This window comes from Blastococcus sp. SYSU D00813 (assembly GCF_054050735.1).
Window position 1 is genome coordinate 146,825 of sequence record NZ_JBJGZX010000008.1, and the last position, 10,920, is coordinate 157,744.

General features: G+C 76.2%; 10 protein-coding genes. 6 read left to right on the forward strand and 4 right to left on the reverse strand.

From position 1 onward, the window contains the following. Window positions 1-9: 9 nt before the first annotated feature. Genes ACI8AX_RS08205 through ACI8AX_RS08215 form a run of 3 tightly spaced genes read right to left on the reverse strand, consistent with a single transcriptional unit; the run spans window position 10 to window position 2,884 of the window. A complete protein-coding gene (locus ACI8AX_RS08205; RefSeq protein WP_456549303.1) occupies window positions 10-1,017 on the reverse strand; it encodes an SMP-30/gluconolactonase/LRE family protein in 1,008 nt (335 codons plus the stop codon). Then, window positions 1,014-2,147, reverse strand: a complete 1,134-nt coding sequence (locus tag ACI8AX_RS08210) for a phosphotransferase family protein (RefSeq protein WP_456549304.1) — start codon at window positions 2,145-2,147, stop codon at window positions 1,014-1,016. Before ACI8AX_RS08210 ends, ACI8AX_RS08205 begins: the two co-directional genes overlap by 4 nt. Next, entirely contained in the window at window positions 2,144-2,884 is a 741-nt protein-coding gene (locus ACI8AX_RS08215) for an SDR family oxidoreductase (protein WP_456549305.1), read from the reverse strand. Before ACI8AX_RS08215 ends, ACI8AX_RS08210 begins: the two co-directional genes overlap by 4 nt. Window positions 2,885-3,009: 125 nt before the next feature. Between ACI8AX_RS08215 and ACI8AX_RS08220 the strand changes: the two genes are divergently transcribed. Continuing rightward, window positions 3,010-3,981 carry an NADPH:quinone oxidoreductase family protein gene (locus tag ACI8AX_RS08220; RefSeq protein WP_456549306.1) on the forward strand — a complete coding sequence of 324 codons (972 nt, stop codon included), beginning with the start codon at window positions 3,010-3,012 and terminating at the stop codon, window positions 3,979-3,981. A 19-nt stretch (window positions 3,982-4,000) separates the two neighbouring features. On the opposite strand, the gene ACI8AX_RS08225 is transcribed toward ACI8AX_RS08220, so the two are convergent. Continuing rightward, entirely contained in the window at window positions 4,001-4,588 is a 588-nt protein-coding gene (locus tag ACI8AX_RS08225; RefSeq protein WP_456549307.1) for a hypothetical protein, read from the reverse strand. Window positions 4,589-4,765: 177 nt separating this feature from the next. On the opposite strand from ACI8AX_RS08225, the gene ACI8AX_RS08230 reads away from it, so the two are divergent. The 5 genes from ACI8AX_RS08230 (at window position 4,766) to ACI8AX_RS08250 (ending at window position 10,888) form a co-directional block, all read left to right on the forward strand. Further along, entirely contained in the window at window positions 4,766-6,037 is a 1,272-nt protein-coding gene (locus tag ACI8AX_RS08230) for a HupE/UreJ family protein (protein ID WP_456549308.1), read from the forward strand. A gap of 24 nt (window positions 6,038-6,061) precedes the next feature. Beyond that, window positions 6,062-6,973: a hypothetical protein gene (locus ACI8AX_RS08235; RefSeq protein ID WP_456549309.1), complete on the forward strand. Its 912-nt coding sequence runs from the start codon at window positions 6,062-6,064 to the stop codon at window positions 6,971-6,973. Between the two features lie 98 nt (window positions 6,974-7,071). Continuing rightward, complete coding sequence (locus ACI8AX_RS08240) at window positions 7,072-8,676, forward strand: alpha/beta hydrolase domain-containing protein (RefSeq protein ID WP_456549310.1); 1,605 nt, start codon at window positions 7,072-7,074, stop codon at window positions 8,674-8,676. Between the two features lie 84 nt (window positions 8,677-8,760). Beyond that, window positions 8,761-9,324: a hypothetical protein gene (locus ACI8AX_RS08245; RefSeq protein ID WP_456549311.1), complete on the forward strand. Its 564-nt coding sequence runs from the start codon at window positions 8,761-8,763 to the stop codon at window positions 9,322-9,324. Window positions 9,325-9,445: 121 nt separating this feature from the next. Then, window positions 9,446-10,888, forward strand: a complete 1,443-nt coding sequence (locus tag ACI8AX_RS08250; RefSeq protein WP_456549312.1) for an aldehyde dehydrogenase family protein — start codon at window positions 9,446-9,448, stop codon at window positions 10,886-10,888. Window positions 10,889-10,920: the final 32 nt, after the last annotated feature.

The window sequence follows — 10,920 nt, forward strand, 5'->3', positions numbered from 1 at the left end:
GCGCGGCGGTCAGGGGCGGACGGGTGGCTCCAGGACCACGACGTCGTCCTCGTGCAGCCCGCACGCCACGAGGACGCCGTCCCGCTCGGCCACCGCCGTGACGAACCCGTAGCCGCCGCCGGCCGACCGCAGGTCGTGCACCGGCGCGCCGTCGGTCGTGAACGCCATGACCCAGGCGATCGGCGTCGCCCGGGGGCGGACCCGCTCGGGCACGTTCCACAGCAGCAGCCGCAGCACGCCGGGCAGGGGGAGCAGCCGGTCGAGCAGCGCGTTGCGCGGCGCGGCGATCGCCACCCACAGCAGGCCGTCGCTGCCCAGGCTCATGTTGTCGGGGAAGCCGGGCAGGTTCTCCACGACCGGCTCGACCCGGCCGGCCTCCGGTCCGGACAGCACGTACCGGGAGATCCGGTAGCCGGTCGTCTCGGCGAACAGCAGCGACCCGCCGTCGGGAGCGACCACCAGCCCGTTGGCGAAGTCCAGGCCGCGCAGCACGGTGGTGACGGTGCCGTCGGGGTCGCGGCGCACGAGCCGGCCGGTGCCGGAGTGCTCGAAGACGTCGCCGAGGTGCTCCTCCACCGACCAGCGGCTGGTGGAGGTGGTGAACCAGATGGTGCCGTCGGCGGTCTGCGCCACGTTGCTGGTGAAGGTCAGCGGCTCGCCGTCCACCCGGTCGACGAGCACCTCGACCGCCCCGTCCGGGGACAGGCGCAGCAGCCCGCGGTCGTGGTCGCAGACCAGCACGCCGCCGTCGGGGGTGGGCTCGAGGCCCAGCGGCCGCCCGCCGGTGTCGCCGAGCAGGGCGACGTCCCCGGTGGCGGGGTCGATGCGGACGACGCGGCCGCCGGCGACGCCGGTCACCACCCGGCCCGCGGAGTCGAAGACGACGTCCTCCGGGCCGTGGCCGCCGGGGGACAGCCGCCGGGCGACGCGGAACGGCGCGGTGCGCGCCGTGCGGCCGCCGTCGGGCGGGGCGGCGGGCGGGGTCCACCGCCGGGGCCGGATCAGCCGGCGGGTCACGGGGCGCCGCCCACGGGTGCGGCGGCGCGAGCGGCGGACATCCGGCGGGCGCGGGCGATGACCCGGCGGCAGCGCAGCTCGAGGACGACGACGGCGACGCCGAACAGCCGGAACTGCCGGTTCGTCGTCTGCCCCGACAGGTAGCGGGCGTAGACCTGCTGGGCGATCACGGCCACGCGGAACAGGCCGAAGACCTCGTACCAGGCCCACTCCGCGGCGGTCACCCGCTGCCCGGTCCGGGCGCAGTAGTGGGCCACGACCTGCTCGCGGGTCATCATCCCGGGCAGGTGGGTGGGCTGGCGGCGGAAGGCCTGCATCAGCCGGCCGTCGTCGGCCTGCACCCAGTAGCCCAGCGAGCTCGCGAGGTCCACCAGCGGGTCGCCGACGGTGGCCAGCTCCCAGTCCAGCAGGCCGATCGGGCGGGTCGGGTCGGCCGGGTCGAGGACGACGTTGTCGAACCGGAAGTCGTTGTGCACCAGCGTGTGCGGGCGGTCGGCGGGCTGGTTGTCGGCCAGCCAGCGCATCACGGAGCCGAAGGTGCCGACGTTCCACGTGCGGGCCCGGCGGTAGCGCTCCGACCAGCCCTCGACCTGGCGGCGCACGTAGCCCGGGCCGCGGCCCAGGTCGGCCAGCCCGGCGGCCGCGACGTCGACGGCGTGCAGGTCGGCCAGCAGGTCGACCACGTTGCGGCACAGCGTCGCGACCCCGTCGCGGTCCAGCTCGACACCGCCGGGCAGCTCCTTGCGCGGGATGGGACCGGCGATCCGCCGCATGACGTAGAAGGGCGTGCCGATCACCGTGGTGTCCTCGCACAGCGCCACGGTGCGCGGCACGTACGGCAGGACACGGCCCAGCGCCGTCTGGATGCGGTGCTCGCGCGCCACGTCGTGGGCCGATCCGCGGTGGGTCCCCTTCGGGGGCCGGCGGAGGACGAGGTCGCCGTCGGGGTAGCGCAGCAGGTAGGTCAGGTTCGACACCCCGCCGGAGAACTGGCGGACCCCCGGCACCCCGGAAAGGTCGACGCCGGCGCGCTCGGGGTCGGCGTGGGAGGCGAGCCACGCGGCGACGGCGGCGACGTCGAAGGCGTCCTCGGCGCGGACGTCACGGGCTCCCGCGACCGGCTCCGTCACGTGAGCCGCCGGACGACCGACAGCGGCAGCACCCGCAGCAGCGCCGCGATCGGCACCCACGGCCAGGCGGGGACGTAGGCCTTGGGGCGGCGGGCCTCGATCGCCGCGACCATGGCGCGCACCCCGGTCTCGGTGTCGACCATGAACCGGGTCGCCTGCTGCACGTGCTCGTTCATCTCCGAGCGGATGTAGCCGGGGTACACGACCGACACGTCGACGCCGGGGATGCGCTCGGACCGCAGCCCCTCGGCGAGCGCCGCGACGCCGGCCTTCGTGGCGGCGTAGGTGGTCATCGACCTCCGCATGCCGCGCAGCGCCGACACCGAGGAGACCAGCACCAGGTGGCCGCGGCGCTGGCGGCGGAACACCTCCAGCGCGGCCTCGCACTGGGCCAGGGCACCGACGAAGTTGGTCATGGCGGTCTCGCGGTTGGCGTCGGCGCGGCCGGTGCCCAGGGGGGCGCCCTTGCCCAGGCCCGCGTTCACGACGACGCGGTCGAGGCCCCCGAACGACTCGGCGAAGCGGGCGAAGACCGCCGGCACGGCCTCGGCGTCGGTGACGTCGAGGGCGGCGGTCTCCACCCGCCGTCCGGTCGCGGCGCGGATCTCCGCGGCGAGGGCGTCGAGCCGCTCGGTGCGCCGCGCGCACAGGGCCAGGTCGTGGCCGAGCGCGGCGAACTGGCGGGCCATCTCGGCGCCGAGGCCGGAACTCGCCCCGGTGACGAGGACGACGCTCATGGTGCTCCGTTCCGTACGGGCCGGTCCCGGTACCGGCCGGGCGCGAGCGTAGGTGCGCACGCGGCCGCTCGCCGCCTCGGGTAGACAGGGCACCGCCCCCACCCCGCCGAGCCGAGGAGTCGCACGTGCGCGCTGTCCAGATCCACACCCTGGAGGGGCCCGAGGCGCTGCGCGTCGTCGAGGTCGACGAGCCCGCCACCGGCGGGGACCAGGTCGTCGTGGACGTGCACGCGGCCGGCGTCACCTTCCCCGAGGTGCTGCAGAGCCGCGGCCAGTACCAGGTCAAGCCGGCGCTGCCGTTCGTGCCGGGCTCCGAGGTCGCGGGCGTCGTCCGGTACGCGCCCGAGAGCGCCGGCGTCCGCGCGGGCGACCGGGTCGCGGCGTTCCCGGGCACCGGCGGGTTCGCCGAGGTCGTGGCCGCCGACCCGCGCATGGTCTTCCCGCTGCCCGACGGCCTGTCCTTCGCGCAGGGGGCGGCGCTGCCGATGAACTACCTGACCGTGCACTTCGGGCTCACCCGCCGCGGCCAGCTGCGCGAGGGCCAGACCGTGCTCGTGCACGGTGCCGCCGGCGGCATCGGGACGGCGGCCGTGCAGCTCGCCGCCGCCCTCGGCGCCCGGGTGATCGCGGTGACCTCCTCGGAGGAGAAGGCCGCGACGGCGCGCGCGGCGGGGGCGTCGGACGTCGTCCTCGCCGACGGCTTCCGCGACCAGGTCAAGGAGCTGACCGGCGGCAAGGGCGTCGACATCGTCGTCGACCCGGTCGGCGGGGACCGGTTCACCGACTCGCTGCGCAGCCTCGCCGTCGAGGGGCGGCTGCTCGTCATCGGCTTCACCGGCGGGGAGATCCCCACCGTCAAGGTCAACCGGCTGCTGCTGAACAACATCTCGGTCGTCGGCGTCGGCTGGGGCGCCTTCTGGATGGGCGCCGGCCTGGAGTACCTGCAGGAGCAGTGGGCCGACCTGCTGCCGCTGCTGGAGGCCGGCCGCCTCGACCCCGTGCTCGGTACGGAGCACCCGCTGGAGCAGGCCTCGCAGGCGCTGCTCGAGCTGGACGAGCGCCGGGCCCAGGGGAAGGTGCTGCTCGCCGTCCGCTGAGCCCGGCGGGCCCGCCGGTTCAGGCGTCGAGGCCGGAGAAGGTGGGCGTGGCCTCCTCGCCGTCCCAGTTCACGCGGAAGGTGAACGCCTCCTCGAGGGCGGCGAGGTACTGGTCGGCCTCGTCCTGGGTGATGACGCCGGACTCGAGCAGGCTGTCGATGGCCGGGCTCCAGGACTCGACGAGTGCGTCGATCAGCGTCTGCGGGTCGATGCCGAGGTCCTCGGCGACGGCGGCCAGGTTCTGGCCCGCGTCCATCCGGACGTGCAGCTCGTCGTGGCTGATGGTCAGCACCTCGTCGAGCACGTCCTGCACCGGCTGGTGGCCGCGGTGCAGGTCGAGGCCTGCGTCGCCGTAGGCCTCCTGGACGAGCTCGACCAGCTGCTCCTCGGTGGTGACCGAGGAGACGTCGACGGCGCCGGGGCCGCCCGTGCCGCCCGCGGGACCCTGCGGCGCGGTGTCCTCGGCCGTGGTGCCGGTGTCGGTCGTGCTGCTGCTCGTGCTGGCGCTCGTCGTGGTCGAGGCCGCCTCGGCGGTCGTGCCGCACGCGGCGGCGACCGGGACGACGGCGGTCAGGAGGACGGCGGCGAGGGTCGTGCGGAGCTTCATGGCTGGCTCGTCTCGATCGGGGTGGGTCGGTCGGGAGCCACGCTCCGGGCGCAGGCGGGGGAGACGCTGGGCATGCGCTGTGAGGACGCTGTGACACCTCGCCGGTGCGCAGAGTGACGGTCGGCTCCCAGCCGACGTCCAGCCACCTCGCAGCCGGCGTCCCCAGGCTCGGCCCCCATGCCACTCCTCCGACGCCGCACCCTCGCCACCGGCGCCGCCCTCGCCGGCGGGCTCGTCCTCCTCACCCCGGCCGCCGCCGACGCGCACAGCCTCGACAGCAGCACGCTGTCGGTCCGCGTGGACGAGGACTCCGTCGACACCACGATCAGCATCGCCGTCGACACGCTCGAGACCGCGCTGGGGACCGACCTCGGGGACACGACCGACACCGCCGCCCACGCCGACGCGGTCACCGCCTACGTCGACGAGCACCTGACCGTCACCGGCACCGACGGGACCGAGTGGACCGAGACCTACACCGGGGTCACCCGCGAGACGGTCGAGGGCATCGACTCGCTCAGCGTCGAGGTCACCCTCGACCCGGCCGGCGCGGACCCGTCGGACTTCACCCTGGCCTACGACGGCGTGATCGAGGCCGACGCCTCGCACGAGGCGGTCGTCGTCCTCACCGACGCGGCCGGCGACATCTCCACCGCCGGCGTCCTCACCGCCTCCGACGACAGCCTGACCATCGGCGAGACCGCGGGCACGGGCCTGCTCGACATGACCGGCTACGGCCTGCACCACGTGCTGGCGGGCGCAGACCACCTGCTCTTCCTGCTCACCCTGCTGCTGGTCGCCCCGGTCGCGGCCGTCGCCGGGCGGTGGCGCCGGCGCGACGGCGTCGTCCCGACGCTGCGGCGGGTGCTCGCGGTCGTCACCGCCTTCACCCTCGGCCACTCACTGACCCTGGTCGCCTCGGCGCTGGGCTGGGTCAGCGCACCGAGCGCGCCGGTGGAGGTGCTCATCGCGGTCTCGGTGGGGGGCGCGGCGGTGCACGCGGTACGCCCCCTCGCCCGGTCCGGGGAGGTGCTCATCGCGGGGGCCTTCGGCCTCGTCCACGGCCTCGCGTTCGCGGGCATCCTGGCCGACCTGGGGCTGGACGGGACGGCGTCGGTGCCGGCGCTGCTCGCGTTCAACGTCGGCGTCGAGCTCGCCCAGCTGGTGACCGTCGCCCTGGTCTTCCCCTCGCTGTTCCTGCTCTCCCGGACCAGGGCCTACCCGGCCGTGCGCCTGACCGGCGCCGCGGTGGCCCTGGCCGCGGCCACCGGCTGGGCGCTGGACCGCCTCGGTGTCCTCGCCGACCCGCTGTCCGGTGTGGAGGACGCCGTCATCGCCTCCCCGGGGTACGTCGTGGGCGGGCTCGCGCTCCTGGCCGTCTCCTGCGCCGCGGCCGACCGGCGACCGACGGGACGGCCCCGTCCGGCGGTACGGTCCTGGCCGTCCTGACGACGAGCGACGGGGGCGGACGGCGTGCTGTTCGGCACCGAGGTGACGATCACCGGGCCCTGGCGCTCGCCTGCCCAGATGCTGGTCGAGCAGGAGGTCCGCGCGGGCGAGCGCAGCGTCCACGACCCCGCCACCGCGGGCGCGCTGGGCCTGGCCGGCGCGCCCGTCGAGGGGCCGACGCACTTCAGCCAGGTCGACCCGCTGGCCGTGGTCCTGTGGGGCGAGCGCTGGTTCACCTCCGGGTGCCTGAGCGCGCACTTCCGCACGATGGTCGTCGAGGGCCAGCGGGTGCAGGCGGCGCTGACCACCGACGGGCGGACGACGACCGTCGCCGCGACCCGCGACGACGGCGCCCCGGTCCTGTCGGGGACGGCGTCGGTCGGCCCGCCCGGCCCGGAGACCGAGGTGCGGCGCCGGCTGGCCCGGGCGTCGGACCCGGGACCGCTGCACGTCCTCGACCGGCTCGAGGTGGGCGCCGTCGCAGCCGACCCGGAGCCGGTCCGCATCCGGCGGCGGGAGAGCCACGGTCCGCTCTACCCCTTCTCCCTCGACGAGAAGCTGGCGCGGATCACCGAGCCGCACCCCTGGTACACCGACGACGACGCGGCGGGCTCGCCGTGGGGACGGGCGGTCGTGCCGATGGAGATGGTCAGCGTCCTGGCGCACCAGCGGCCGGCCCCGTGGCCGGTGCGCACTCCGTCGACCGGGCTGTTCCTCGACCTGGAGGTGCAGCTCGTGGCCGGGCCGCTGTTCGTCGAGCACGACTACCTCCTCGAGCACCGGCTGGAGGCGCTGGGGGAGAGCCGCCGCACGGAGTCGTACTGGACGTCGACCCGCATCGTCGACGCCGCGACCGGCGAGCACGTGGCCACGACGCTGCTGCACGCCGGCGTCTTCAAGGACTCCTACGCCGGTCATCCCGGCGCCGGCGGCTGACCCGGGGGCCGCCGTCGCCCCCAGGTCCCGGTCGTGGAACGCTCCGGTCCCCGGCGGGCTCCGCCGCGTCACTTCCTCAGCGTCGATGGAGGTCCGTCGTGTGCACCGTGCCCCGCGGGCGGTCGAGCCGCCGCCTCGCCCCGGCCGTCCTCTCCCTGTGCGTCGCGCTGGTCGCCGCGTCGGCGTGCACGTCGTCGTCGGACTCCTCCTCGGACTCCTCGCCGGACGGTGAGCCGGCCCCCTCGTCGTCCGCCACGGGCAGCAGCGCGCCGGCCGGCCGGCAGCTCGCGTCGGCGGTCACGGGGGTGGAGGCCTCCGTCGCCCCGGTCACGGTCGGTGGCGAGCAGTGGCGGCGGATCACCGGCACGGTCTCCGGGGTCGTCGACCCGGCGGAGGACGTCGTCGGGCTCGCCGGCCTGCCGGTCGACGCCGAGGGCCGGTACGCGTACACCGCGACCTTCGAGGTCGTCACGCCCGGGACGGCACCCGACGACGGGGTCGTGCTCGTCGAGGCCGAGAACCGCGGACTGCCGCTGTTCCTGGCCTCTCTGCACCCGGCGCAGGCCGGGCCGGCCGACCTCGGCGACGGCGCGCTCGCCACCGCGGGGCTGTCGTACGCCCGGGTGCAGTGGCAGACCGGCGTCGCCGCGGGCGTGCCGGCCACCGCGCAGGGGGTCGGCGAGGTCGTCGTCCGCGACTTCGGCCGGCTGCTGGAGGGCGCGACCGAGCGGCCGGCGGGCGCGGCCGACATCCCGGTCTTCGGCGGGTCCGTGCTCGCCGGCGTCAGCCAGGGCGGGTGGTTCGTCGACACCCTCGTCGCCGAGGGGTTCAACGAGGACCCGGCCGACGGCGGCGGCGTGTTCGACGCCGCCGTCGCGCTGAACGGCACCGGCAACTGGCTGGCGGTCAACCGGCTGGCCGACGGCGCGCCGCAGACGCCCTACGCGCTGCCCGACGGCGAGCCGCTGGCCTACGACGAGCTGCTGACCCGGCCGGACAGCGACCCGCTGTTCGTCGACGTCGCGATGTACACCGACTACTACCGCCTCCGGGCCAGCGTCACCGCGGAGGAGGACCTGCCCGACGGGCTCGTGCGCTACGACTGGCCGGCCCCGCACGCCTCGAACCGCTTCGGCCCGGCGCTGGTGTTCGGCGCCCGCGACCCCGACGGCAGCGGCGGCTTCGGCTGCAACGGCGGGGTGGAGGTGCCGCTCAACCCGGTGAGCTACACGCCGCACCTGCGCACGCTGGTCACGCAGCTCGCCGCGGTCGTGGCCGGCGGCGGCGACCTCGGCGACCTGCCCGAGCCGGCGCTGTTCGACCTCGCGGCGGCCCCGGCGAGCTCGCCCGACGCGTTCAACGGGCTGCCGGGCGTCGAGCTGGCGGTGCCCGCCGTCGACGAGGAGACCCTGCAGCCGGTCGGCGGCGTGCGGTTCCCGGACGCCGAGGTGCCGCTGGGCCGGCCCGCGCCGGTGTCGGTCCCGCCGGTCGTGGTGGCCGGCATCTCCGACATCTGCGGCAACTTCGGCGGCTGGCAGCCGTTCACCGCCGCCGAGCTGGCGCAGCGCTACGGGGACGTCGAGGGCTACCTGGCCGACTACTCCGCCGCCATCGACGCCCAGGTCGAGGCGGGCTACCTGGCGGAGGACGAGCGCGCGGGCATGCTCGCGGCCGCCCGCGCCGCCTACACCGCCGCCGGGTAGCGCGCCGCGCGCGGGAGGGGTGACCGCGCGGTCCGCCCGCAGCACACTGGCCGCGACCTGCCAGCCGTGCGGGAGGTGCGCCCCGTGGACGACGTCCGGACCGGACCGGCACCCGGCCCTCCGCGCGGTGCCGGGGCGGCGCCGGGCCCGGGGAGGTCGCCGCGGCGCCCGGCCGTCGTCCTCGTCGTCGTGCTCGGCGTGCTGATCGTGGCGTCCGCCGCTGCGTACCTGGTGGTGAACGGCGGGTTCGGCTCACCCGCGGCCGGAGCCGACCTGGAGGGCGAGTGGGCGGGCACCGGCACGGTGGCCGCCTGCGAGGGGCGGATCTGCCCGCCGGGCGAGGAGATCGGGCTGTCCGTCGAGTGCTCCTGGTCGACCTGCACGGTCGAGGTCGGCGACCAGCGGGCGGAGCTGGAGGCGGGGGAGGGGGACCGGGTGACCGCGGCCGGGTCCGTCCCGCCCCAGCACCTCCCGCCCTGCTCCGGCGGCGGCTTCGCCACCGGGCGGTGGTCGCTCGAGCTCGACCCGGACGGGGATGCGCTGACCGGCCGCTACACCGAGGAGACGACCTCGAGCTGCGGTCCGGTCGTGTCGAGGAGCGTGTCGACGACGCGGGTGGCGTGGGACCTCCGCGTGATCCGCGCCTGAACGCCTGCTCGCCGTCCCGGCACCTCCCGGGACCGCGGGTGGACACATCGGCGCTCGCGGCCGGGACAGGGCACCCGGGAGGCTCTGCGGCACCCCGTCCGAGGAGAGCCCGAGGAGACGCATGACCACGCCGACCACGCCCTACTGGGTCGCCGGCCGCCCGGCGACCGGCACCGAGGTGCTCGAGGTCCGCTCGCCGCACGACGGGGCCCTCGCCGGGCGGACCACAACCGCCACGGCGGAGGACGTCGAGGCCGCCGTCGCCGCCGCCGACCGGGTCCGGGCGGAGACGGCGGCGACGCCGGCGCACGTGCGGGCCGCCGCCCTGGACCACGTGTCGCGGCGGCTGGCCGAGCGCGGCGACGAGGTGGCGGCGCTCATCACCGCGGAGTCGGGCAAGCCGCTGAAGTGGGCCCGGATCGAGGCCGCACGCGCCGTGTCCACCTTCCGCTGGGGCGCCGAGGAGGCCCGCCGCTGGTCGGGCACGCTGCAGCGCCTGGACACCGACCCCGCCGCGACCGGGCGGATGGCCCTGGTGCGGCGCGCCCCCCGCGGCCCGGTGCTCGGCATCGCCCCCTTCAACTTCCCGCTGAACCTGGTCGCCCACAAGGTGGCGCCGGCGGTCGCGGTCGGGGCGCCGATCGTGCTCAAGCCGGCGCCGGCCACGCCGCTGTCGGCGCTGCTGCTCGGGGAGCTCCTCGCCGAGACCGACCTCCCCGCCGGCTCCTGGTCGGTGCTGCCGGTGCCGAACGAGACGGCGGCCCGGCTGGTCCGGGACCCGCGGCTGCCGGTGGTCTCCTTCACCGGCTCCGTGCCGGTCGGCTGGTCGATCCGCGAGTCGGCGCCGCGCAAGCACGTCACCCTGGAGCTCGGGGGCAACGCCGCGGCGGTCGTCGCGCCCGACCAGGACGAGGCGGCGCTGGACTGGGCGGCCTCGCGCATCGCCACCTTCGCCATGTACCAGGCCGGCCAGTCCTGCGTCTCGGTGCAGCGGGTCTTCGCCCACCGCGACGTCGCCGCCGCGCTCACCGACCGGGTGGTCGAGGCGGTGGGAGAGCTGGTCACCGGCGACCCCCGGGACGAGGCCACCGACGTCGGCCCGCTGATCGACGAGCAGGCCGCCCGCCGGGTGGAGGACTGGGTGCAGGAGGCGGTGTCCGCCGGCGCGCGGCTGCTCGCCGGAGGCACCCGGGACGGCGCCGCCTACGCGCCGACGGTGCTCAGCGACGTCCCGCCCCACGCGAGGGTGTCGTGCGAGGAGGTCTTCGGGCCGGTCGTCGTCCTCGACACGGTCGACTCCGTCGACGAGGCGTTCGCGCGGGTCAACGACAGCCGGTTCGGCCTCCAGGCCGGCGTCTTCACCCGCGACCTGCAGGTGGCCTTCCGCGCGGCCCGGGAGCTCGAGGTCGGGGGAGTCGTGGTCGGCGACGTGCCGAGCTTCCGCGCCGACCAGATGCCCTACGGCGGGGTCAAGGACTCCGGCACCGGGCGCGAGGGCGTGCGCGCCGCGATGGAGGACCTCACCGAGGAACGGGTGCTCGTCCTGACCGGCATCGCCGTGTGAGCCCCGGCCGCGCGGGGCGACCGCGCGGCCGG